Annotated in this window: 23 protein-coding genes; 11 read left to right on the forward strand and 12 right to left on the reverse strand. The window is 68.4% G+C overall.

Annotation, left to right across the window (positions count from 1 at the left end; translation table 11 throughout):
* Positions 1–148 precede the first annotated feature (148 nt).
* The gene (locus CY658_RS01960) at positions 149–1,063 is read left to right on the forward strand and encodes a LysR family transcriptional regulator (protein ID WP_101488624.1); all 915 of its coding nucleotides are present in this window, start codon (positions 149–151) and stop codon (positions 1,061–1,063) included.
* A 46-nt stretch (positions 1,064–1,109) separates the two neighbouring features.
* Here the strand turns inward: CY658_RS01960 and CY658_RS01965 are convergent, their stop codons facing one another.
* From CY658_RS01965 to CY658_RS02005, 9 genes are all read right to left on the reverse strand, one after another.
* The gene (locus CY658_RS01965) at positions 1,110–1,490 is read right to left on the reverse strand and encodes a cupin domain-containing protein (protein WP_101488625.1); all 381 of its coding nucleotides are present in this window, start codon (positions 1,488–1,490) and stop codon (positions 1,110–1,112) included.
* A gap of 57 nt (positions 1,491–1,547) precedes the next feature.
* Positions 1,548–2,726, reverse strand: coding sequence for an amidase (locus CY658_RS01970; protein ID WP_101488626.1), 1,179 nt, complete (start codon positions 2,724–2,726; stop codon positions 1,548–1,550).
* A 26-nt stretch (positions 2,727–2,752) separates the two neighbouring features.
* Positions 2,753–3,742, reverse strand: a complete 990-nt coding sequence (locus CY658_RS01975) for an ABC transporter ATP-binding protein (RefSeq protein ID WP_101490178.1) — start codon at positions 3,740–3,742, stop codon at positions 2,753–2,755.
* A 35-nt stretch (positions 3,743–3,777) separates the two neighbouring features.
* On the reverse strand, positions 3,778–4,827 hold the full coding sequence (locus tag CY658_RS01980; RefSeq protein ID WP_101488627.1) for an ABC transporter ATP-binding protein: 1,050 nt from the start codon (positions 4,825–4,827) through the stop codon (positions 3,778–3,780).
* Positions 4,828–4,831: 4 nt separating this feature from the next.
* On the reverse strand, positions 4,832–5,731 hold the full coding sequence (locus tag CY658_RS01985) for an ABC transporter permease (protein ID WP_101488628.1): 900 nt from the start codon (positions 5,729–5,731) through the stop codon (positions 4,832–4,834).
* A gap of 23 nt (positions 5,732–5,754) precedes the next feature.
* The gene (locus tag CY658_RS01990; protein WP_101488629.1) at positions 5,755–6,708 is read right to left on the reverse strand and encodes an ABC transporter permease; all 954 of its coding nucleotides are present in this window, start codon (positions 6,706–6,708) and stop codon (positions 5,755–5,757) included.
* Positions 6,709–6,743: 35 nt separating this feature from the next.
* Entirely contained in the window at positions 6,744–8,405 is a 1,662-nt protein-coding gene (locus CY658_RS01995) for an ABC transporter substrate-binding protein (RefSeq protein WP_101488630.1), read from the reverse strand.
* A 261-nt stretch (positions 8,406–8,666) separates the two neighbouring features.
* A complete protein-coding gene (locus CY658_RS02000; protein ID WP_101488631.1) occupies positions 8,667–8,909 on the reverse strand; it encodes a hypothetical protein in 243 nt (80 codons plus the stop codon).
* A 47-nt stretch (positions 8,910–8,956) separates the two neighbouring features.
* Positions 8,957–9,295, reverse strand: a complete 339-nt coding sequence (locus tag CY658_RS02005; protein WP_101488632.1) for a Rieske (2Fe-2S) protein — start codon at positions 9,293–9,295, stop codon at positions 8,957–8,959.
* Positions 9,296–9,460: 165 nt separating this feature from the next.
* Here CY658_RS02005 and CY658_RS02010 point away from each other — a divergent pair, with 165 nt between their 5' ends.
* The 9 genes from CY658_RS02010 (at position 9,461) to htpX (ending at position 18,064) form a co-directional block, all read left to right on the forward strand.
* Complete coding sequence (locus CY658_RS02010; protein WP_180838834.1) at positions 9,461–10,204, forward strand: peptidoglycan-binding protein; 744 nt, start codon at positions 9,461–9,463, stop codon at positions 10,202–10,204.
* A 148-nt stretch (positions 10,205–10,352) separates the two neighbouring features.
* Positions 10,353–10,565, forward strand: coding sequence for a YgaP family membrane protein (locus CY658_RS02015; RefSeq protein WP_101488634.1), 213 nt, complete (start codon positions 10,353–10,355; stop codon positions 10,563–10,565).
* Between the two features lie 3 nt (positions 10,566–10,568).
* Positions 10,569–11,090 (forward strand): RNA polymerase sigma factor, encoded by a 522-nt coding sequence (locus CY658_RS02020; protein WP_101488635.1) that lies wholly within the window; start codon positions 10,569–10,571, stop codon positions 11,088–11,090.
* 37 nt (positions 11,091–11,127) lie between these two features.
* Positions 11,128–12,159: a dihydroorotase gene (pyrC, locus tag CY658_RS02025; RefSeq protein ID WP_101488636.1), complete on the forward strand. Its 1,032-nt coding sequence runs from the start codon at positions 11,128–11,130 to the stop codon at positions 12,157–12,159.
* Positions 12,159–12,977 (forward strand): NYN domain-containing protein, encoded by an 819-nt coding sequence (locus tag CY658_RS02030; protein ID WP_101488637.1) that lies wholly within the window; start codon positions 12,159–12,161, stop codon positions 12,975–12,977. The genes pyrC and CY658_RS02030 overlap by 1 nt, the downstream gene beginning before the upstream one ends.
* A 58-nt stretch (positions 12,978–13,035) precedes the next feature.
* The gene (locus CY658_RS02035) at positions 13,036–13,845 is read left to right on the forward strand and encodes an NYN domain-containing protein (RefSeq protein ID WP_101488638.1); all 810 of its coding nucleotides are present in this window, start codon (positions 13,036–13,038) and stop codon (positions 13,843–13,845) included.
* A complete protein-coding gene (locus CY658_RS02040; protein ID WP_101488639.1) occupies positions 13,821–14,618 on the forward strand; it encodes a DUF3025 domain-containing protein in 798 nt (265 codons plus the stop codon). Before CY658_RS02035 ends, CY658_RS02040 begins: the two co-directional genes overlap by 25 nt.
* A gap of 93 nt (positions 14,619–14,711) precedes the next feature.
* Positions 14,712–17,162 (forward strand): IgaA/UmoB family intracellular growth attenuator, encoded by a 2,451-nt coding sequence (locus CY658_RS02045; protein ID WP_101488640.1) that lies wholly within the window; start codon positions 14,712–14,714, stop codon positions 17,160–17,162.
* Positions 17,163–17,191: 29 nt separating this feature from the next.
* Positions 17,192–18,064, forward strand: a complete 873-nt coding sequence (htpX, locus tag CY658_RS02050; protein ID WP_101488641.1) for a protease HtpX — start codon at positions 17,192–17,194, stop codon at positions 18,062–18,064.
* A gap of 57 nt (positions 18,065–18,121) precedes the next feature.
* Here the strand turns inward: htpX and CY658_RS02055 are convergent.
* The 3 genes from CY658_RS02055 to pcaH all read right to left on the reverse strand — a co-directional run bounded on the left by CY658_RS02055 (position 18,122) and on the right by pcaH (position 20,847).
* A protein-coding gene (locus CY658_RS02055) for an IS3 family transposase (protein WP_219589569.1) occupies positions 18,122–19,392 on the reverse strand; the annotation gives its coding sequence in 2 pieces (ribosomal slippage) (positions 18,122–19,030 and positions 19,033–19,392; 1,269 coding nt in all).
* 109 nt (positions 19,393–19,501) lie between these two features.
* On the reverse strand, positions 19,502–20,113 hold the full coding sequence (gene pcaG, locus CY658_RS02060) for a protocatechuate 3,4-dioxygenase subunit alpha (protein WP_101488642.1): 612 nt from the start codon (positions 20,111–20,113) through the stop codon (positions 19,502–19,504).
* A gap of 11 nt (positions 20,114–20,124) precedes the next feature.
* Positions 20,125–20,847, reverse strand: coding sequence for a protocatechuate 3,4-dioxygenase subunit beta (pcaH, locus tag CY658_RS02065; RefSeq protein WP_101488643.1), 723 nt, complete (start codon positions 20,845–20,847; stop codon positions 20,125–20,127).
* A gap of 103 nt (positions 20,848–20,950) precedes the next feature.
* On the opposite strand from pcaH, the gene CY658_RS02070 reads away from it, so the two are divergent.
* On the forward strand, positions 20,951–21,946 hold the full coding sequence (locus tag CY658_RS02070; protein WP_257884621.1) for a LysR substrate-binding domain-containing protein: 996 nt from the start codon (positions 20,951–20,953) through the stop codon (positions 21,944–21,946).
* Positions 21,947–21,950 lie beyond the last annotated feature (4 nt).

Genomic DNA, 21,950 nt, shown 5'->3' on the forward strand with positions numbered 1-21,950 from the left:
TCGCTTGTCTCTTGCTTGCGTGGCAGGCCCTCGTGAAGCCGAGGGGTCCGGGGCTCTGGGGAGCCCTGCATTCTTGGCCGGTATCTCGGCTTTGACAATTGCATAGGTGGTTGACAGACTGTCAAAGAATTTTTGACACAATCCGCCCATGGACCTGCAATCGCTCACCCTGCTGGTGGAAATTCTTGACGCGGGCAACCTGAGCGCGGCGGCCCGCCGGCTCAAGATGACCCGCGCCAACGTCAGCTACCACCTGAACCAGCTCGAGCGCTCGGTCGGCGCGCAGCTGATCCGGCGCACCACCCGGCGCGCCGAGCCCACCGAGATCGGCCTGCGGCTGTACCAGCACGGCGTGGCCATCCAGACCGAACTGCTGGCGGCGCGCGAGTCGGTCACCGCGCTGGGTGAAGGCCTGCAGGGCCGCGTGCGCCTGAGCGTGCCCAGCGGCTACGGCCAGCTCGTGATGGCCGACTGGCTCATCGACTTCAAGCGCCAGTACCCCGGCATCGTGCTCGACGTGGTGTTCGAGAACCGCATCGAGGATTTGCTGCGCGACGAGGTCGACATTGCGATCCGCGTGATCCCCGAGCCGCCGCAGAACCTCGTGGCGCGCGAGATGGGCCCGGTGCGCTATGTGGCCTGCGCCACGCGCGCGTATGCCGAGCGCCACCCGCTGCCCGTGCAGCTGGACGCGTTGCGCGCCACGCCGGTGGTCACGGCGGCCGTTATCGGAAGGCAGCTGCGCATCTCGGCCTACCAGGGCGAGACCCGGCGCGAGGTGATCCTGGAGCCGACGCTGATTTCGGAGAACTTTTTATTCCTGCGCCAGGCCATCCTCGCGGGCCTGGGCGTGGGCCTCGTGCCCGACTACGTGGTGCAGGAAGACGTGCGCCGCGGCGACGTGGTGACCACGCTGGACGACTGGCGCCTGTCGATCTTCGGCACCCAGATGTTCATGCTCTACATGCCGAACCGCCAGCACACGCGGGCGATCCGGACGTTCATCGATTTCATTCTGGCGCGGGTGCGACCGGAGGACGCCGAGGCTCAGTCGCAGGGGTAGACGACTTCTTTCGCCGGCCCGCATCGAGGCCGCTGCGATGGCTTGATCAGACCGGGCGCAACTGCTCCGCGAGCGAGCGCGTCTTCTCGGTGACGGTGCTGCCGGTGTGCAGCGTGGTCTTGCGCTCGATGAGCATCAGGTGGCATTCCTCGTCGGCGACCGGGTTGTGCCGCACGCCCTTGGGCACGACGAACATCTCGCCTTCGCCAAGCTCGACGGGGCCGGCTTCCATCTCGATGCGCAGGCGCCCCTTGAGCACCATGAACAGCTCGTCTTCGTCGTCATGGCTGTGCCATGCGAGCGAGCCGTGGACCTTGGCGACCTTGATGTAGGCATCGTCGACTTCGGCGACGACGCGCGGCGACCAGAACTCGGTGAGCGAGGCGGCGATTTCCTTGGGGGTGGTGACCTGGGTGTTGTTCGACATGGCGCTTCTGTGCGGGACGTGGGAACAGCAGCCTAACCCAGGCCGCATGGCCCTGTATTACCCCGCGATGCGCTCGGCCAGCGCGATCAGCGACCGGTCCGACCCGGCCGGCCCGAGCAGCGAGATACCCAGCGGCGCGCCGTCGCGCGCCGCGAGCGGCATCGACAGCTGCGGAAAGCCCGCCAGCCCCGCGATGCACAACAGCCGGATCGCGCGGTTGCGGTAGTCCTCCATCGAGGCCTCGCTGTCGCTGCGCAGCGGCGCGATGTCGGGCATGGTCGGCATCAGCAGCACGCCGTCGGTGCCGAGCAGCCCGGCCAGGTGCGCGCGGAAGGCGGTACGGAACACGCGCGCGGTCGCCACCTGCGCATCGGTCACGTCGCGCGACCACGCGAAGCGCTCGGCCACGCCCGGGCCGAGCGGCGGTGCGTAGCGCTCGATCAGCGGGCCGTCGGTGAGCCAGGCTTCGCGCGACTGCAGGTAGCGGAAGTTCCAGTACATCGCGTCGAAGGATTCCAGCGCCACCATCGTGCCCTTGGCGGGGCCGAGGAGGCTTTGCACGCGATCGGCCGCGCCTTGCAGCGCTTCGACCGCGGCAGGCACGGCCAGCGCCCAGACGTCGTCGGGCCGCAGCAGTCGCACGCGCTCGGGCAGGGCGACTGCGTCGGCGCCCAGCAGCACATCGGCCACGCGCGCGAAGGTGCCGATGTCGCGCGCGAACCAGCCGCAGGTGTCGAAGCTGGGCGCGAGGTCGAGCGCGCCTTCGAGGCTCACGCGGCCGTGCGTCGGGCGCAGGCCGTACAGGCCGCAGTGGTTGGCCGGCGCGCGCACCGAGCCGCCGGTGTCGGTGCCGAGCGCGAAATCGCACAGGTTCGACGACACCGCCGAAGCCGAGCCCGACGACGAGCCGCCCGTGATGCGCAGCGGCGCGCCACCGTTGATCGGCGCGCCGAAATGCGCGTTGTTGCCGTTCATCGAGAACGCGAGTTCGTCGGTCACGGTCTTGCCGGCAAAGCGCGCGCCGGCATCGAGCAGCTTCTGTACGGTCGGCGCGGTGCGGGTCTTGATGCCCGACATCGCAAGCACGATCGGGTTGCCGCCGCCCGTGGGGTAGCCGGCCACGTCGAACAGGTCCTTGGCAGCAAAGCTCAGGTCGGCCAGCGGGCCGGTCGAGGCGCGCGCCACCGGCGCATCGGGATACGGAACGAAGGCGTGGGCGGGGTCGTGCAACGGCATGGTGGTGGGAATGAAGGGTGGAGGATTCAGGCGACCAGCACGGGCGCGATGGCCGCTGCGGCATCCGTATGGATGCAGCGCGCACGGTGGTTCGGCGCCAGCTCGACCACGGGCGGTTGCGCGGCGCGGCAGGCATCGCTGGCCAGCGCGCAGCGCTCGGCGAAGGCGCAGCCGGGCGGCAGTGCGGAAAGATCGGGCGGTGCGCCGCCGATGGTTTCCAGCCGCGTGCCGCGCGCCAGTGCGCCGTGCGCGCGACTCTTGAGCAGCGCGATGGTGTACGGATGGCGCGGCGAGCGGATCAGCTCGCGTGCCGTGCCTTCCTCGACGATGCGGCCCGCATACATCACGGCGATGCGGTCGGCCACTTCGACGGCGGCACCGATGTCGTGCGTGACGAAGATCACCGACAGGCCGAGGTCGCGCTGCAGTTCGCGCAGCAGCAACAGGATCTGGATCTGCACCGTGGCGTCGAGTGCGGTGGTCGGCTCGTCGGCCAGCAGCAGCTGCGGCTTGCAGGCCAGCGCGAGCGCGATCATGGCGCGCTGGCGCATGCCGCCCGACATCTCGTGCGGATAGGCCTCGAGCCGCCGTTCGGGGCTCGGAATGCGCACGCGCTCGAACAGCGCCAGCGCGCGCTGCTGCGCCTCGGCCTGGCTCACGGACTCATGGCGGCGGATCGACTCGACGATCTGCGCGCCCACCGAGTACACCGGGTCGAGCGCCAGCAGCGGCTCCTGGAAGATCATCGACGCGACCTTGCCGCGAAAGTCCGCGAGCTCGCGCTGCGACATCGCGAGCACGTCGCGGCCCGCCACCTGCACCTGGCCGCCCATGCGCGTGCGGCGCTCGGGGTGCAGGCGCAGCAGGGTGCGCATGGTCACGCTCTTGCCCGAGCCCGATTCGCCGATCAGCGCGACCACCTCGCCGCGCTGCACTTCGAGGCTCACGCCGCTGACGGCATGCACGGGCTTGCGGCCGCCGCTGAAGGTGACGCTGAGGTCGCGCAGCCGGACCATCGGTTCGGCGGTGCTGGTGTCTGCTGCTGTCGTGCTCATGCGGCCTGCCTCTGGAGGGTTTGCTGCTGCTGCGCCATCGGATGCCCGCTGCCCGCTTCGTGGATCAGGCAGCTCACCGCATGCTGCGAGCCGGTGACGATGCGTTCGGGCACGATCTTGCTGCACACGGGGGCGGCGAGCGCGCAGCGCGGATGAAAGCGGCAGCCCGTGGGCGGGTTGATCGGGTTCGGCGGATCACCCGCAAGCGCCGCTTCTTCGGTGCGGTTGTCGGGGTCCATCGATGGCATCGAGGACAGCAGCGCGCGCGTGTAGGGATGCGCGGGCGCTTCGTACAGCGCATCGGCCGGGCCGATCTCGGCCACCTGGCCCAGGTACATCACCATCACGCGGTCGCTCACGTAGCGCACCACGTTGAGGTCGTGGCTGATGAACACGTAGGTCAGGCCGAACTCGGACTTCAGGTCGAGCAGCAGGTTGATGACCTGTGCCTCGACCGACTTGTCGAGCGCCGACACCGCCTCGTCGAGGATCACCATGCGCGGCTGCAGTGCCAACGCCCGGGCGATGTTCACGCGCTGCCGTTGGCCACCGGAAAGCTCATGCGGATAGCGCTCGGCAAAGCGCTGCGGCGAAAGGCCCACGCGCGCGAGCAGGTCGCGTGCCCGCGCCACCGCCTCGCGCCGCGACACGCCGTGCACCTGCGGCCCGAAGGCCACCGAGTCCTCGATGGTGAGGCGCGGGTTGAGCGAGGCGTAGCTGTCCTGGAACACCATCTGCACCTGGCGACGGAACTCCTTGAGCGGCAGGTCGCGGCTGCCGACCTCGCGGCCGTCGAACACCACCTCGCCGCGCGTGGGCTCGATCAGCTGCATCAGGAGGCGCGCGGTGGTCGACTTGCCGCAGCCCGATTCGCCAACCACGCCGAGCGTCTCGCCCTTCATGACTTCGAAGTCCACGCCGTCGACTGCGCGCACCACGCCGCCGCCGCGGCCGAGCGGGTCTTTCTTCAGCGGGAAATGCTTGACCAGGCCGGTGATGGTGAGGAGCGGCTGTGCCGGGCCGCCGATGTCTTTCAGTGCGTCCATGGCCTCACCCCTTGTTGTCCATCGCCGAACGCAGGCCGTCGGAAAGCAGGTTGAAGGAAATCGACGTGATGAAGATCATCACGCCCGGCAGCGCAGCCACCCACGGCTGCGCGTAGATCGCCGTGCGCAGCGTGTTGAGCATCAGGCCCCACTCGGGTTCCGGCGGCTTCACGCCCAGGCCGAGGAACGACAGGCCCGACGCCAGGATCATCGAGACCGCGATCAGACTCGTCGCGTAGACGAAGATCGGTCCGAGCACATTGCCCAGCACATGCACCCGCACGATGGTGAAGGGGCTGGCGCCCGAGGCGCGTGCCGCTTCCACGTAGTCGCGGGTGCGCACCTGCGTGGTCACGCTTTCGGCCACGCGCGCGATCTGCGGAATGAACACGATGGTCAGCGAGATCAGCGAATTGACCACGCCCGCGCCCAGCGTGCCCGAGAGCGCGATGGCCAGCAGCACCGAGGGAAACGCGTAGAACACGTCGATCGTGCGCATGATCAGTGTGTTGGTGATGCCACCCGCATAGCCCGCGACGATGCCGATGACCGTGCCCAACACGAAGGCGCAGAGCACCGGCGTGATGCCGATGAAGAGCGACAGCCGCGCGCCGACGATCAGCCGCGAGAGCATGTCGCGGCCCAGTTCGTCGCTGCCGAAGGGCAGGCCTTCGGTGCCGATGGGCTTGAGGCGCTTGAGCATGGACGACTGGTAGGGGTCGGACGGTGCGAGCCAAGGGCCGAACAGCGCGAGTGCGATCAGCAGCAGCACGACGATGGCCGCGCCGACGGCCACCGGATCGCGCCGGAAGCGCAGCCAGACAGAGGCCCAGTAGCCGCGGGATCGCTGGGCCGGCAACGGCTCGACTGCGATGGCGGAAGAAGCGGGAAGCACGGAGGACATGGTGTTGCGGCTTTCTTCTCTCTTCAGGCGCGCGCGATGCGCGGATCGAGCAGCGTCTGCAATACATCGACCAGCAGGTTGAGCACGACGAAGAACATCGCCAGCACCAGGATCGTTCCCTGCAGCAGCGGCAGGTCGCGCTGGAAGATCGCCGAGTTCAGCAGGAAGCCGGTGCCGGGCCACGAGAACACCGTCTCGATCAGGATCGAGCCGCCCAGCAGGTAACCCAGCTGCAGGCCCATCACGGCGAGCGCCGTGGGCGCCGCGTTCTTCACCATGTGGCGGAACACGCCGAAATGGGTGAGCCCCTTGGCGCGCAGCCCGACGATGAACTCCTGGTCGAGGATGTCGGCCACCAGCGCGCGCACGGTGCGCGCGATGATGCCCATCGGGATCACCGACATCGTGAGCGCCGGCAGCAAGAGGAACTGCAGGTGTTCCCAGTCCCAGGCCCAGTCGCCCGAACCGCTCGGGCCCGCGCCCGTGGCGGGCAGCCACATGAGCTGCGACGAGAACACGATCACCATCACCATGCCCAGCCAGTAGTGCGGCACGCTCACGCCGAGCACCGAGAACATCGAGGCGAATCGGTCGATCCACGAGTTGCGGAAGTAGCCCGCCACGAAGCCGAACAAACAACCCAGCACGAAGCCGATGAAGGTCGCAACCACCGCCAGCCGCAGCGTGTTGCCCACCGCGGTGAACACCTCGCCGGCCACCGCGCGGTTGCTCGCGATGGACACGCCCAGGTCGCCGTGCAGCGCACGCCAGACCCACATCGCGAACTGCTCGGGCAGCGAGCGGTTGAAGCCGTAGAGCTCGCGCAGCTGCGCCTGCAGGTCCGCCGAGGCGTCGGGCGGCAGGATCGACACCAGCGGATCGCCGGGTGCGATGTGCACGAGCAGGAAGCACACGAGGGCCACGCCGATCATGATCGGCACGGCGTAGATCACGCGGCGCAGGAGGTAGGTGAACATGGGGTGGCTGGCTCGTGGCTGGCTACGGGAGAAGGTCAGTCCATCGTCATCGTCGCGATGTCGATGAACCAGCTCTTCGGCTGCACCACGTTCTTCACTTTGGCCGACATGGCGCGCGGCCCCACGTCGTGCGCGATCCACACGAAGGGGGCGTCGTCCACGATGTGCGTGTGCAACTTGGCCAGCGCGGCGTCGCGCGCCTTGTCGTCGAAGCTGGTGCGCGCGTCGGCCACCAGCTTGTCGACCTCGGCGTTGCCGTAGTAGCCCCAGTTGTTCGACACCGGTGGGAAGGCCTTGGTGCTCACGAAGCGCACCATCGCGAAGAACGGGTCCATCGCCGCGAAGCTGATGTTGACCGCGCTGGCGCCGTTGGCCGACGCATCCTTGGCGCCCTTGCGCCAGTTGGTGAAGAGCGTGTTCCATTCGATGACGTCGAACTGCACGTCGAAGAAGCACTGCTTGAGCGACTGCTGCGCAAACTCGTTCATCGGCAGCGGCTGCATCTGGCCCGAGCCCGAGGCCGAGATCTGCACCTTCACCTTGATCGGCTTGGCGGCCGAGTAGCCGGCCTGCGTCATGAGCGCCTGCGCGGCCTTCACGTCGTACTTGATGTCGAAGCCGGGCTTGCCGAACCAGGGGTGGCCGGGCGGCACGGTGCCCTTGGGCTCGGCCATCATGCCGCCCAGGAGTTGCTTCATGCCGCCGCGGTCGATGCACAGGTTGGCGGCCTGGCGCACGCGCTTGTCGAGCCAGGGCGAGCCTTCGGCGAACGACAGCTGCCACGGCCACACGTGCGGCTGTGCATTCGAATAGACCTTGAAGCCGCGCTGCGTGATCTGCGCCATCGCGTCGGGTGAGGGCGCCTCGATCCAGTCGACCTGCCCGCCCAGCAGCGCGGCGGTGCGCGCGTTGGCTTCCGGCATCGGAATCATCACGACCTTGTCGATCTTCGGCGTGCGTTTGGCGTCCCAGTAGGTCTTGTTGGCAGCCAGTTCCAGACGCTCGCGCGCCACGAAGCGCGTGACCTTGAACGGGCCCGAGCCGGACGGGTCGGCGGCGAAGGCGGTCCAGGCGGCCTTCGCCTTGTCGGCGGGCGTGGCGCCGGCGGCGGCATCGAACTTCTTCTGCCACTGGGCGGGCGAAGCCATGAACAGGTTCGTGAGGTTGATCGGCAGGAACGCATCGGGCTCGCTGGTGGTGAGCTCGACCGTCATGTCGTCGATCTTGCGCGCCGACTTGAGCGTGGGCATGCGCGAGGCCGTGACGCCGACCTGGCTGGCGTCGAACTGCGGCGCTTCCTTGTCGAGCACCTTCTGCACGTTCCACACCACGGCGTCGGCGTTGAAGGCCGAGCCGTCGTGGAACTTGACGCCGGGGCGCAGCTTGAAGACCCACTTGGTCTTGTCCTTGGCATCGACGGCCCACGACGTGGAAAGTCCAGGGATCAGCACGCTCGGCGCATCGGCCTTCGACAGGTCCCACTGCGTGAGCGCGTCGTAGATCGGGATGCCGGTGAAGCGGTTGCCCTCGAAGCCCTGGTCGGGCTGGCCGAGGGTGCGCGGAATGTCGGCGGCGGTCATGGCGATGCGCAGTGTTTTTTCCTGCGCGAGCGCGGCCGGCGATGCAAGAACAAGCACGGCGAGCGCCGCGCAGGCGGCCAGGGGTTTCAGGGACAGGGCGGGGGCAGCACGCTTCACATGGAACTCCGGTGGGTGGGGGGTGACGGAAAGGACGAAAACCCCTCAAGCACGACATGTGCCAGCCGACGGATATCCCCTGGCCGACTCAGGCGATCTCGCGCCGTGCGCAGCGCAGGCCCACCTCGACTCCCACGTTCATGATCGTCGCGATCGGCGGCCGCGCCAGGTGCCAGTCAGGCCGGTGGTGAGCGCGCCGCGCTGCACGATCTCGTCGAACACCAGCGCGCACGATGTCGTGCGGCCCGAGGAAGCCGACGCTCAGTCGCAGCGGTAGACGACTTCTCCTGCCGGCACGCCCTCTGCCGCTACTTCCGACAGCGTGCTGCTCAGGAAGCGCATCGGCGCGCCGAAGTTGCGGCAGTAGTTTTCGGCGTCCTGCGCGGTGGGCGACTTGAACACGCCGTCGGCCAGGAAGGTGACGCGCGGCGCGGGTCGCGAGACGCAGCCCGCGACGATGAGCAGGGCCGGAACGAGGACGGAGAAAGCAGCGAATCGGCGCATGGGGCAGGGCGGAAAGAAGAGGTCGCGACTGTAGCGGCTCGAAGGCCTCAGTCGGCCAGCCACACGCTGCCGTCCGGCGCTTCGCGCAGCGCCAGCGGCGTGAGCCGCGCGCCCCGGCAGGGGCCGCCGACGCAGCGCCCGGTGTCGGGCTCGAAGATGGCGCCGTGCCGCGCGCACATCAGGTAGCGCCCGGAGCTTTCGAGGATCTGGCCTTCGAAATCGAGCGGGCCGCCCGCGTGCGGGCACTGGTTCAGGTAGCCGTGCACGGCGCCCTGCCAGCGCACCGCGAAGGCCGGCGCGCCACCGGGCGCGGTGAACAGGGCGGCGAGGCCGCCGTCGGCGAGTTCGGTGGCGATGGGGTGTGCGATCGGGGCGGGCGCGGTCATGGGGAGCGAGCCTACCAAGGTCCATCGCTTGGGGGCGAACCCCCGTGTCATCACATGTTCCGGCTATGTCATCCGACCAATAGACGCAGGGGCGTGCCGTTTTCACAATGCATCCGCTCGCATTCCTTCGTCCGTGCATCCTTGTGTCAAGGGGGATTCCCACCGATGAGCACGCTGAAACAGGGCTGGCGCGGGGCCGATGTCCGTCGCCTGCAGGACGCCCTGAACCACAAGCTGCAGCCCAGCCCCGGCCTCGTACCCGATGGCGACTACGGCCCCGTCACCCGGGCGGCCGTGCTGCGTCTGCAGGCCGCGCACTGGCTGTGCGAGGACGGCGAGGCCGGCCCCTGCACCCGCAACGTGGCCTTCGACAACGAAACCCACGCGCCGCTGCTGCACCCCGTGGCGCTGATTCCGCAGCCCGTGCACGCGCTGTGCTGGGCCGCGGCCACGGCGATGCTCACGCGCGCCACCGTGCAGACCGTGATGGCGCGCACGCCCTCCGAGCTCATGGGCACCGACGGCACCTTGCGCCGCCGCGTGGACAGCGACCGCCATGCAGCCGGCAGTGACAACGGCGATGACGACAACCACCGCTTCGCCGCCGCGCACGGCCTCACGCTGCGGCCTCACGGCCCGTGGACCGTCGCTGCGCTGCGCACCGCGCTGCACGCCGGGCCGCTGATGTTCGATCTGCGCTGGGGCGCCAAGGGCGGCGCGCCCGCCGGCCAGCCGGGCCACATGGTCGTGCTCGTGGGCATCCGCGGCGACAACGACCCCGGCGGGGGCGGCACCACGCTGCGCGTGTTCGACCCCTGGCCGCCGGGCCGGGGCGCGCGCAGCTCGACCAGCCATGTGCGCTGGATGCAGGCCGTGGCCGACCGCGTCTGCGGGGTGTTCCAGCGCTAGCTGTGCCTCATGCGGGTGGGTGTTGCCGCGAGCGCATGAAAAAATCCTGACTTTCCGCGAACCGTTTCGGCGGGTGGCCGCCTCTTTCCATGCGGGAGGGGCGTTCTGTTCCCCCGCACTCACACGTCACGGATCGAAGGAAACCACCATGCTCTACGTCAAGAATGTCCCCGGCTGGGAACGCGCCCTGCGCATCGCCCTGGGCCTCGTCGGCCTCGCCTTCGCCGCCATGAACTGGCCGGCGGACACGCTGGCCGTCGCGGTCGGCCTCATGGGCGCGATGCTGGCCCTTACCGGGCTGGTCGGCTTCTGCCCGATGTGCGCGATGCTCGGGCGCAAGCTGGACAAAGAAGGACGCTGACCCATGGCTGCCGCCACCATCGACCGCACCTGCCTGATCCTGGCCGCGCAGACCGGCGACCCCGTCGCCATCGAGGGCCTGCTCGCCGCCTGCCAGACCGACGCGCGCCGCTACGCCCGCCGGCACTGCCAGGCCAGCGACGTGGACGACGCCGTGCAGGAGTCGTTGCTGGTGGTCGCGCGCCGGGTGCGCGGGCTGCAGGCGGCCGCGGCGTTCTCGTCGTGGCTGTTCACCGTCATCCGGCGCGAATGCCTGCGCCTGCAGCGCGCGATGTTCCGGCACGACCCGCTCGACGAAGACGTGGTCGAACGCCAGCTCGCGGCCCGCAGCGACGACGCGCTGCGCATCGACCTGGCCAACGCGCTCGAATCGCTGCCGGCGCACTACCGCGAAGTCGTGCTGCTGCGCGACTTCGAGGAACTCACCATCGCCGAAATCGCCGGGCGCCTGGGCGAGCCGCCGGGTGCCGTCAAGAGCCGGCTGCACCGGGCGCGCCTGCTGGTGCGCGAGTACCTGCTGGGGTAGTGGCTCGCCTCGGGGGCGATGCGACAATCCCGGGGCCATGACAGACACCCTCACGATCACCCGCCCAGACGACTGGCACTTGCACGTGCGCGATGGCGCCGCCCTCGAAGCCGTCGTGCCCCACAGCGCCCGCCAGTTCGGCCGCGCGCTGATCATGCCGAACCTGCGTCCGCCCGTGACCACCGCCGCCCAGGCCGTGGCCTACCGCGACCGCATCCGCGCCGCCGTGCCCGCGGGCACGTCCTTCGAGCCCGTGATGTCGCTCTACCTGACCGACAAGCTGCCGCCCGAAGAAATCGCCCTCGCCGCAGAAGCCGGCGTGCGCGCGCTCAAGCTCTACCCGGCCGGCGCCACCACCAACAGCGATGCCGGCGTGACCGACATCCGCAAGACCTACAAGACGCTCGAGGCCATGCAGAAGCACGGCCTGCTGCTGCTGGTGCACGGCGAGGTGACCGACCCCGCCATCGACCTGTTCGATCGCGAAGCGGTCTTTGTCGACCGCGTGATGATTCCATTGCGTCGCGACTTCCCCGAGCTGAAGGTGGTGTTCGAGCACCTCACCACCAAGGAAGGTGCCCACTACGTGCGCGACGCCGGCCGTTTCACTGCTGCCACCATCACGGCGCACCACCTGCTGTACAACCGCAACGCCATCTTCACCGGCGGCATCCGCCCGCACTACTACTGCCTGCCCGTGCTCAAGCGCGAGACGCACCGCGTCGCGCTGGTCGAGGCGGCCACCAGCGGCAGCGATCGCTTCTTCCTGGGCACCGACAGCGCGCCGCACCCCGCGCACCTGAAGGAGCACGCACTGGGCTGCGCTGGCTGCTACACCGCGCTCACCGCCATCGAGCTGTACGCCGAGGCCTTCGACAGCGTGAACGCACTCGACAAGCTCGAGGGCTTCGCCAGCTTCCACGGCCCCGACTTCTACGACCTGCCGCGCCACACCGACACCGTCACGCTGAAGCGCGAAACCTGGACCCTGCCCGAGACCGTGCCCTACGGCGAAGCCACGCTCAAGCCGCTGCGCGGCGGCGAGACCGTGAACTGGAAGCTCGTGTAATGGCCGTTGTCGGCACGCCGACGAGCACCACGGCCAAGAACATGGCCGTGTTCATCGATGCCGACAACCTGAACGATCCCACCGCACTCGATCACGTCCTGCTGGCGCTGCGATCGATGGCTGATCGTGTCATCTACAGGCGTGCCTATGGACGGCCGGAGAGCCTCAAGAGCATCCACGCCGTGCTTTGGAAGCATGGTGTTCGGCCGGTGGCGAACCTGATCGTCGACAAGACCACGACAGACAGCGCGCTGGTGATCGACGCCGTGGAGGCCGTGTGCACCAACGACATCGATATCGTCGCGATCTGCTCGGGTGACGCGGACTTCGTGCCGCTCGCCATCTGGTTGCGGGAGAAGGGCTGCAAGGTTCTTTGCTACAGCCTGGCCAACAAGATATTCGCAAACCCCGACAGCTTTTACGACGATGTTGTGCTGCTGGACGTGGTCGAAGCGCCGCCTCTCTTGGAGGTTCAACCCGAAGCGAAACCTGCGCAGGACAGCGTGACGCTGCCGGATGCTCCGCCGGTCTTGCGCCCGGCGCCCGAAATCAAGCCGCCGCCCGTGGCGCGAAAGACCCAAGAGCCGACGCAGGCCAAGGCATCGGCGACCGGAGCGCCATCTCTCAAGAAGATTCTTTCGATCCTTCCTGAGCTCAAGACCAAAGAACCGGTGCATCTGAGCTTGATCGCCAAGAAGCTGCGTGACGCTGGGTTGCTCACAGGGACTTCGAAGCCGGTGCTGCTTTTTCGCCGGCATCCTGCGCAATTCGAGTTGATGCCCAAAAGCCAGCCGAACACGGTGAGATATCGGGGCTGAGTGCCCCATCGCTTGCACGGTGATTGCCATGCAACCGCCAACCAATTACCAGAACCCTATGACCTCTAATCCTCTTGTGATGCTGCTGATCGACGCCGACAACGTCTCGGCCGACGTGATCGAGCAGGCCGTGCAGCGCACGATGGAAGACTTCGGCGCCATCCACGTGCGCCGCGCCTACTGCAACGCCGAGATGGCCGTGAACCGGCAGGCGCTGTTCAAGCGGCTGTCGGTGCGGCCGATGGTGAACCTGTCGGCGGGCAAGAACAGCACCGACATCGCGCTGGCCGTCGATGCCATCGACCTCGTGATCGCCGAGCGGCCCGACGTGGTGGTGCTGGTGTCGTCCGACTCCGACTTCGCGCCGCTCGTGATCCGCCTGCGCGAAAAAGGCTGCCGCGTCTGCGGCATCGGCCAGCAGGGCAAGACCGGCGAAGAGACCGTCGGCGTCTACGACAGCTTCATCGACATCCCGCACCACGGCGTGAAGCCGGCCGTGCGCACCGCGCCGGCCAAGAAGACGACCGCTGCGGCGAAGAAGACGCCGGCCGCCAAGACGGCGCCCGCGAAGAAGGTGGCCGCCAAGACCGCGCGCAAGACGGCGGCCAAGACGGCCAAGCCCGCCGCGCCGCCCCCACCGCCGCCGGTGCCTCAAATCTCCGAAGCGGCCGAGTTCATCCTGCAGGCCATGCCCGCGCTGCGCCGCGGCACCGACGTGCCGCTCAACGACGTGGCCAAGGCCCTGCGCACCGCCGGCCTGCTCAGCAAGAGCGGCAGCTCGCTCAAGCTGTTCGACAAGCTCACGGCCGAGTTCGCAGTGATGCAGCACCCCGACCGCATCCGATGGACGGGGGCGACCGCGCCTTGAGTTCGGCCCTGCCGGTGGTCGCGGCCATCGAGTGGGCCGCACCGTGGCTGGCCCCGTACCGCGACCCCGGCGAAGCCGTGGCGCGGGCCATTGCACAGAGCGGCACCGTCGCCGCCGCGCTGCAGGCGGCCAAGCCGCCGACCGTGCCCGACTTCGTCACGCAAGACGCGCTGCCCGAAGGTCAGGCCTACGAGGCCCACATCTTCCGCACGCGCACCGTGCCCACGCGCGACAACCTGCACGACTTCTTCAACGGCCTCGTCTGGCTGGCCTTTCCCGAGACCAAGCGCCGGCTCAACGAAGTGCAGGCCACCGAGATCGCACGCGCCGGCGTCGGCGCCACGCGCGGACCGCTGCGCGATGCGCTCACGCTCTTCGACGAAAACGGCGCCGTGCTCGATGCACCGCCCGCGCTGTGGGACGCGCTGATCGCGCGCGACTGGCAGGCGTTGTTCGTCACGCAGCGCAGCCTGTGGCATGAGGCACGCCTGCTGCTCTTCGGCCATGCGCTGCTCGAAAAACTGGTGACGCCGCGCAAGCCGATCACCGCGCATGTGTTGTTGACGCACCGTGCGACCGGCGCCGCAGCCCTCGACGATGCGGCGATCGCAAGAAATATCGACGCGAAACAGCTCGAAGCGAAGCCTTTCGTTCCTATTCCGGTGCTCGGTGTGCCCGGCTGGTGCGTCGAAAATACATCGGCTTCGTTCTATGCCGACCCGCAGGTCTTTCGACCGTTGTCGGGCGCGTTGTCAGAACCGAAGTCGCGCTAGCGTTGACGGGCCCGGGAGGGGCCTTCGCCAGGCGCTTGCATCGCGCGCCACGCGCGCGTCATACGTTCACATGCCAGGGGAGAGGTCAACAAGATGGACACCATCATCATCGTGCTCAAGGTCGGGCTGATTCTTTACGGGATCTACAGCTTCATCGTCTACATGTCGCGCCGCTCCGACAACCGGAGTGCCCTGAAAGACTTCCGCAATGCGCCGGTGCTGCGCCGCATCACCGACGAAGAAAAATCGGCACTGCAACCCTTCCTGATGGGGCAGAAGCTCACGGTCGACGACAACGTGCGGGAACTCAGCGGTGCGTTCCTGCGCCACGGCCTGTCGACGCAGGGCTCGTCCACCGAGCACGACACCATCGGCGACGTCGATGTGCTGCTGCCCTACGACGCCATCGACTACATCGAGCCGCACAACCAGGCGCTGGTGGTGCTGGCCGGAAAGTCCGCCGTCGTGATCCGCCTGAACGGCTTCGATCTGTTCGAAGGCCGGCAGCGCGCGCAGCGCCAGCAGGCGCAGGACCAGCAATGGAAGCGCGGCGAGATCGGTGCGCTCCCGTCGCTGGATGAAGTCGGACCAGACACCGGCGCGGCCCTGTCCGACACCGTGGCTGCATCCGTTGCGATCGACCCCAACGCGCGCTACCAGCGCGGCGAAGTCGACATCCTGAGCCAGCGCACCGAAACGCCCGAAGAGGTCGCAAGTCGCATGGGGCGCGGCGGCTGGGCCTCGGCCTTCGCCTGGCTGCTTGCCTTCGTGCTGTTGTGGGTCGCCACCTGGGACGCCACGCAAGCGGTGAGCGTCTACCTGATGGGCGCAGGCGGGCTCGCGGGCCTGTGGGCCGCGTGGCTGTTCGTGCGCACGCCGCCGGCAACGGCGCCTGCGCGGCAACCGCAGCCGGTGAACCGCGTGCGCGGCATGCTCAACCAGATCGCGGTGGTCAACGCCAGCAACGCGTCGGTCCAGAACGTGGGGCTGTTCATCGGCGACAAGCTGAGCCTGGTGCTGCCTTCGCATTGGCGCACGACGGCGTCGGTCCCTTACGGCGAGGTGATCGAAGCCGAGCTGCGCACCAGCGACTTCAGCGCCGTGAGCTTCGGCGACAAGTGGTCGGTGGCCGACGAATGGCGGCGTTTCCGTCCCGCGTACTGGGGCCGGCACCTGCTGCACCTGGTCATCGGCCTGCTCGCCATCGGCGCGGTCGCGCTGTCGACACCCGACCCGCGCGGCGAGGCTGCGCTCGCCGCGCAATGGCTCACGAATGGCGGCGCCACAGCCACCTATGGCGATGCTGGGCAGCTCGCGGACAAGCCGCCTCATTGGGGCAGCCGCGCGCGCATGGAGGGCCAAGGCCGGTGCGAGATCGACATGAGCGGCCGTGCCGAAGCGCACACCACCAGCGGCGTGCCGGTCATCGATTGCACGTCCGTGCGCTGGAACGGCACCGCACCCGTCGTCCCCGCACTGGACATTCCGCCGAGCGTGCTGGCGCTCGCCGAGCCCGGCTTCCTTCGCGCGACCGAGAACCACGCGATGGTCAGCCTGATCGCGATGCTGCGCATGCAGCAGATGGGCGGACAGGCCTCCGACCCGCTCGCGGCCTACCGTGCGCGCGAGAGCGTGCCGCTGACCGTGCGCGGCTTCGACCGCTCGGTGGCGATGATCGATGCCGCCTGCAAGGACGCCGCCGGCCTGTCGCCCACCGCCTGCGAGCGCCTGCAGCGCGAGCTCGTGCGCGCCATCGACGCCACGGTCGACAAGGACGGCGTCGAGACGCCGGTGAACACCTGGCAGGCGTTGGCCACCAGCGCGGCAGCGGGCCAGGAGAACGCCGACCTCATCCTGTCGCGCCAGCAGCTGGCGTCCGTGCAGCGTGCGCTGGCACAAGCGGTCGATAGCGCGGTGGCCGGGAAGATCGAGGCCGCGCGTCCTGCCATCGTGCCCGCGCAGGGCGGCGTGCTGCTGGCGTCTTCCATGCGCATCGACAACGCGCCGGTGCAGCAGCCCGGTGAGGGCAATGACGATGTGCCGGGCGCGACCGCGGGCGCGGCCGACGTCGCCGAAGACGACAGCGATACCGACAGTTCCCTGCTCGCCCGCTGGACCCGCCTGCAGCGCAACGCCACGGCCGAAGGCCTGAAGCCCTTCACGCTCGAAGGCCTGGTCACCGCCGGCGGCAAGGACGCCGCCGGCACGCCGTGGGTGCGCATCGACCCGAGCCTCGATGCTTCGCGCATGACCGCAGCAGGCGCGCACGTGCTGTGGTGGCTGTTCGCCGCGGGGCTGGTGCTGGTCAACGGCGTGCTGTTCGCGCTGCGCTGGACGCAGGACAGTCGCCGTCGCGGCCGGCTGCACGCCGACATCGCCACCCGCCCGGCACCGGGCTCCGACGGCCTTTTCCGACAGGCCTTGACTCCGACGGGGAATATCGGGGCGCCAGAACTTTTGCTCCTATCATGGCTCCACCGGATGCAACACCGAGGGCCTCCCCGTCGCGCGCGGCTTGAAGAGGGCCCCGGGGCCCTTATCTAGGGGGCAGATTTCCCCACGGAGAATTCAACTTGAAACGTATCCTTCTGTTTGTCCTGACCAACGTGATGGTCGTCGCGGTGCTCGGCGTGGTCGCCAGCCTGCTCGGCGTCAATCGCTTCCTCACGGCCAACGGCCTCAACCTGACGGCGCTGCTCGGCTTCGCGCTGATCATGGGTTTCGGCGGCGCGATCATCTCGCTGCTCATCAGCAAGCCCATGGCCAAGTGGACGGCCGGCCTGCGCATGATCGACAACCCCCAGTCGCCCGACGAGGCCTGGATTGTCGGCACCGTGCGCAAGTTCGCCGACAAGGCCGGCATCGGCATGCCCGAGGTCGGCATCTTCGAAGGCGAGCCCAATGCCTTCGCCACCGGCGCGTTCAAGAACTCGTCGCTCGTGGCCGTGTCCACCGGCCTGCTGCAGGGCATGACGCGCGAAGAGGTCGAGGCCGTCATCGGCCACGAAGTCGCGCACATCGCCAACGGCGACATGGTCACCATGACGCTGATCCAGGGCGTGATGAACACCTTCGTCGTGTTCCTCTCGCGCGTGATCGGCTATGCGGTGGACAGCTTCCTGCGCCGCGGCGACGACCGCTCCTCGGGCCCGGGCATCGGCTACTACGTGAGCACCATCGTGCTGGACATCGTGCTCGGCTTCGCCGCCGCCATCGTGGTGGCCTGGTTCTCGCGCCAGCGCGAGTTCCGCGCCGACGCCGGCGCCGCCGCACTCATGGGCAACCGCCAGCCGATGATGAACGCGCTTGCCCGCCTGGGCGGCCTGCCGGCCGGCGAACTGCCGAAGGCGGTCGAAGCCATGGGCATCACGGGCGCCATGGGCAAGCTGTTCGCCACGCACCCGCCGATCGAAGAGCGCATTGCTGCGCTGCAGAACGCGCGCTGAGCCAACTGCCAGAGACGGCCAACGCCGTCGCTGACCCGTCCTGCGATAGGTTGACACCTACGAGGGACACATAGCCGGCGTGCTGAAGCCGGCAATAGACGCCCGATGAACCTCATCGGGCGTTTTCAATTCTAGGGACAGGTGCGGTCTCTCCTGGTTGTAGATCTGCACCGACTGGCGAACCATCCGGGCGGCCTGCGCCAGGTCGGCGGGCCGATGCAGCAGGAACTCCATCTTCAGGATTCCGTTGACGCGCTCGGCCAGCGCGTTCTGGTAGCAGTCGTAGCCGTCGGTCATCGAGCAGGCGATGCCGTAGCGCCGGTGGATCTCCTGATAGTCGTTCGAGCAGTACTGGATGCCTCTGTCGGAGTGATGCACCAGCATCTGGCGGGTCTGCCGGCCCTTGAGCGCCTCTTTCAGCGCCCGGCTGACCTGCTGGGTGTGCAGGCTGTCGTGCACGTGATGGCCCACGATCTTGCGTGACCACGCGTCCGTCACCAGGCTGAGATAGACGAAGCCCTTGTCAGTGGGCAGATACGTGATGTCTGCCACCCACACCTGCTCGCTGGCTGTTGCTCGCACCTGATCCGGCCCCTCCTTGAGCAGGTTGGGATGGCGCCGGAAGCGGTGATGGCTGTCGGTGGTCTTGTGGTACGCCCGCCGGGGCGCCACCAGCATGCGAGCCTCGCGCAGCACGTCCAGCAGCGCATCGCGCCCCAGGCACGCACCGGCCTGCTGCAGCGGCTGCTTGAGCAGATGGTGCAGCTTGCGTGCGCCCAACCGGGGCTGGCGCAAGCGCACCTCCCGAACGAGCTCGATCACCGTGTCGGCGCGCGCACAGCGCTGCTGCTGATGCTGCAACTGCTGGTAGTAGGCTTGGCGGCTGACGCCCCAATGGCGGCAAGCCCTCGCCACGCTCAGCCCCGGGAGGAGCTCTTGCGTGAGGACTTGCCCGAAGGCTTTTTTACGATGCGCACCCCGTAGTCCTTCTTCAGGACGTTGATCACCGCTTCGAACAGCTGAGCCTTCTCATTGGCATCGCGAAGCTGGACTTCGAGGGCCTTGATCTTTTGCTCGGGGGTCAGTGGTGCAGTGGGTGCAGATGAGGATTTCTTGATCGGTACTGGCATGGGCAGCCCAGATGATGCCCAACCCCAGCTCTGGCGGCCATGCTTGCGCAGCCACACCAGCACCGTCGAGCGGCCCTGGATGCCGTAGCGCGCCTGAGCCTGCTTGTACGTGAGCTCGCCTTTTTCTACCTGATCGACCACCGACAGCTTAAAAGCCGCCGTGTAGTCCCGCTGCGTGCGTTTGATGCCTGATTCCATTGACTTGCCTTTTCTTGAGGGAAAAGGTGTCAACCCAGATCAGGACGGGTCAGCCCCAAAGAAAAAGCCCGCATCAGCGGGCTTTTTTTCGTCCGGATTTTCCCGGGGGTCAGACGTCGAAGAAAGCCGTCTCGTCCGCGCCCTGCATGCGGATGTCGAAGCGATACGTCACCGCGCCGCCTTGCTCCACGCGCTCGGCGATCAGCGTGTGACGGCGCTCGGCCGGCACGCTCTGCAGCACCGCGTCCTTCGCGTTGGCTTCGGCTTCGTCGCTGAAGTACACGCGCGTGAAGGCATGCAGCAGCAGGCCGCGCATCAGCACGATCACGTTGATGTGCGGTGCTTCGCCGGGCGTTTCGGCACCGGGCTTGACGGTGTGGAACACGAAGCGGTGCTGCGCATCGGTGCCCGTGCCGACACGGCCGAAGGCGCGAAAGCCCAGGGCGCGCGCCTCGTCGGGCGTCTGCGGGTAGCGGCCCTCGCCGTCGGGCTGGCTGATCTCGATCAGCGCGTCGTTGATCGGGTTGCCGTCACCGTCGATCACGCGGCCTTCGAGGCGGATGCGCTGGCCGCTGGCGGTGTCCAGCGCCAGCACGGCGTCGAAGGGCTGGTTGAAGTTGTAGCCGTACTGCGTGGCGGTGAGGCCGTACGCAAAGTAGGGGCCGACGGTCTGGGACGGGGTCTGGCCGAAGTCGGCTGCCTGGGCGGTCATCAATGGCATGGGGAATCCTTTCAGCGGTTCTCGAACGGCGTTTCATCGGCGCCGCGCAGCACCATGTCGAACTGGTAGCCCAGGGCGTAGCCTTCCTCGGTGATGTCGAGGCTGAAGTCGGCAATGAGGCGGTTGCGGTAGCGCTCGGGCGTGCCGGTGACCATCGGGTCGTACTGCAGCAGCGGGTCGCCGGGGAAGTACATCTGCGTCACGAGGCGGCTGGCAAAGCTCTGGCCGAACAGCGACAGGTGGATGTGCTGCGGGCGCCAGGCGTTCGGGTGGTTGCCCCAGGGGTAGGCGCCGGGCTTGATGGTGAGGAAGCGGTAGCGGCCTTCGCTGTCGGTCAGGCAGCGGCCGGCGCCCAGGAAGTTGGGGTCGAGCGGGGCGTCGTGCTGGTCGACCTTGTGCACGTAGCGGCCCGAGGCATTCGCCTGCCAGAGCTCGACCAGCGTGTTGGCCACCGGGCGGCGGCGCTCGTCGAGCACCTGGCCCGTGAGGATCATGCGTTCGCCCAGCGGCTCGCCGTTGACGCGCGCGTTGCGCGTGAGGTCGTGGTCGAACGCGCCGATGCTGTCGTGGCCGTACACCGGCTGCTGCAGCTCGCCGAGCGAGGCCTTCAGCGGAATCAGCGGCTTCTGCGGGCCGCGCTTGCCGGTCGACTTGTAGCCGGGGTAGATGTAGCTGGGGTGGGCGTCCCAGTCGCGCGGGGTGAGGACGGGCTGGGCACCGGGGGTCTTGGTCATGTACGTTGTCTCCTGTCGTGGGACGAATCCGAAGCCCGCACTGTAGAAGTCGCAATCAATGATGTAAATTGAAGATTGTTCCAGTTTCAATAACCAGAAGGCATTGAAAAAGTCTCCCGCCGAGCTTCGCCAGGATTTCGTGCGCAACGTGCAGCTGAGGCACCTGCGCGCCTTTGTCGCGGTCGCGCAGGAGCGCCACCTGGCGCGCGCGGCCGAGCGGCTGGCGCTGAGCCAGCCGGCGGTGTCGAAGACGTTGTCGGAGCTCGAGGCCGTGGTCGGCACCCGGCTGGTCGAACGCAGCCAGGCCGGACGCCGCGGTGTGCAGGGCCTCACGCCGGCCGGCGAACAGCTGCTGGCCCACGCCCTGCGCGTGCTCGAAGCGATGGACGCCAGCGCGCAGGCCGTGGCGCCGGCCGCGGGCGGGCGCATCGAGCGCCTGCGCATCGGCGCCTTGCCCAGCGTGGCGCCCGCGCTGCTGCCGGTGGCGCTGGCGCGGCTGCGCGAGGGCTGGCCGGCGGTGCAGACCCTGGTGAAGAGCGCGGCCAACGCCGTGCTGCTCGACGAGCTGCGCGCCGGCGAGCTCGACCTCGTGGTCGGCCGCATGAGCGATCCGCGCCTCATGGGCGGCCTGAGCTTCGAGCTGCTGCACACCGAGCCGCTGGTGTTCGCCGTGCGCGCCGGCCACCCGCTCGCGCTCAAGCCGGCGCCGGTGCAGGCGGTGCTCGACTATCCGTTGGTCGTGTACGGCGAGGGCACGGCCCCGCGCCACAACACCGAGAGCTTTTTGTCGGCGCGCGGCCTCGCGCTGCCGCCCAATGCCTTGCAGACGCTCGACGTGGCGGTGGCGCGCGCGCTGGTGGCAGTGTCGGACGCGGTGTGGATCACGCCGCTGGGCGCCGCGCGCAGCGAACTGGCCGACGGCCGCCTGGTGCGCCTGCCGATCGACACCACCGGCACCGAGGAGCCCGTCGGGCTGTTGCAGCGCAGCGAGGCCGAGCCGTCGCCGCTGCGTGCCGCGATGGCGGGGCTGCTGCGCGAGGCGGCGAAGGCGCAGGGCGCGTTGCCGTCGCGAAAAGGAGCGCCGCGCAACGTCGGCTGAGGGC

This window comes from Variovorax sp. RO1, assembly GCF_002849325.1.
In the GTDB taxonomy this organism is placed as follows: domain Bacteria; phylum Pseudomonadota; class Gammaproteobacteria; order Burkholderiales; family Burkholderiaceae_C; genus Variovorax.

Coding starts and splice junctions, on each gene's coding strand:
- CY658_RS01960 (WP_101488624.1), top strand. CDS start 149: ATGGACCTGCAATCGCTCACCCTGCTGGTGGAAATTCTTGACGCGGGC.
- CY658_RS01965 (WP_101488625.1), bottom strand. CDS start 1,490: ATGTCGAACAACACCCAGGTCACCACCCCCAAGGAAATCGCCGCCTCG.
- CY658_RS01970 (WP_101488626.1), bottom strand. CDS start 2,726: ATGCCGTTGCACGACCCCGCCCACGCCTTCGTTCCGTATCCCGATGCG.
- CY658_RS01975 (WP_101490178.1), bottom strand. CDS start 3,742: ATGGTCCGGCTGCGCGACCTCAGCGTCACCTTCAGCGGCGGCCGCAAG.
- CY658_RS01980 (WP_101488627.1), bottom strand. CDS start 4,827: ATGGACGCACTGAAAGACATCGGCGGCCCGGCACAGCCGCTCCTCACC.
- CY658_RS01985 (WP_101488628.1), bottom strand. CDS start 5,731: ATGTCCTCCGTGCTTCCCGCTTCTTCCGCCATCGCAGTCGAGCCGTTG.
- CY658_RS01990 (WP_101488629.1), bottom strand. CDS start 6,708: ATGTTCACCTACCTCCTGCGCCGCGTGATCTACGCCGTGCCGATCATG.
- CY658_RS02000 (WP_101488631.1), bottom strand. CDS start 8,909: ATGCGCCGATTCGCTGCTTTCTCCGTCCTCGTTCCGGCCCTGCTCATC.
- CY658_RS02005 (WP_101488632.1), bottom strand. CDS start 9,295: ATGACCGCGCCCGCCCCGATCGCACACCCCATCGCCACCGAACTCGCC.
- CY658_RS02010 (WP_180838834.1), top strand. CDS start 9,461: ATGAGCACGCTGAAACAGGGCTGGCGCGGGGCCGATGTCCGTCGCCTG.
- CY658_RS02015 (WP_101488634.1), top strand. CDS start 10,353: ATGCTCTACGTCAAGAATGTCCCCGGCTGGGAACGCGCCCTGCGCATC.
- CY658_RS02020 (WP_101488635.1), top strand. CDS start 10,569: ATGGCTGCCGCCACCATCGACCGCACCTGCCTGATCCTGGCCGCGCAG.
- pyrC (WP_101488636.1), top strand. CDS start 11,128: ATGACAGACACCCTCACGATCACCCGCCCAGACGACTGGCACTTGCAC.
- CY658_RS02030 (WP_101488637.1), top strand. CDS start 12,159: ATGGCCGTTGTCGGCACGCCGACGAGCACCACGGCCAAGAACATGGCC.
- CY658_RS02035 (WP_101488638.1), top strand. CDS start 13,036: ATGACCTCTAATCCTCTTGTGATGCTGCTGATCGACGCCGACAACGTC.
- CY658_RS02040 (WP_101488639.1), top strand. CDS start 13,821: ATGGACGGGGGCGACCGCGCCTTGAGTTCGGCCCTGCCGGTGGTCGCG.
- CY658_RS02045 (WP_101488640.1), top strand. CDS start 14,712: ATGGACACCATCATCATCGTGCTCAAGGTCGGGCTGATTCTTTACGGG.
- pcaG (WP_101488642.1), bottom strand. CDS start 20,113: ATGCCATTGATGACCGCCCAGGCAGCCGACTTCGGCCAGACCCCGTCC.
- pcaH (WP_101488643.1), bottom strand. CDS start 20,847: ATGACCAAGACCCCCGGTGCCCAGCCCGTCCTCACCCCGCGCGACTGG.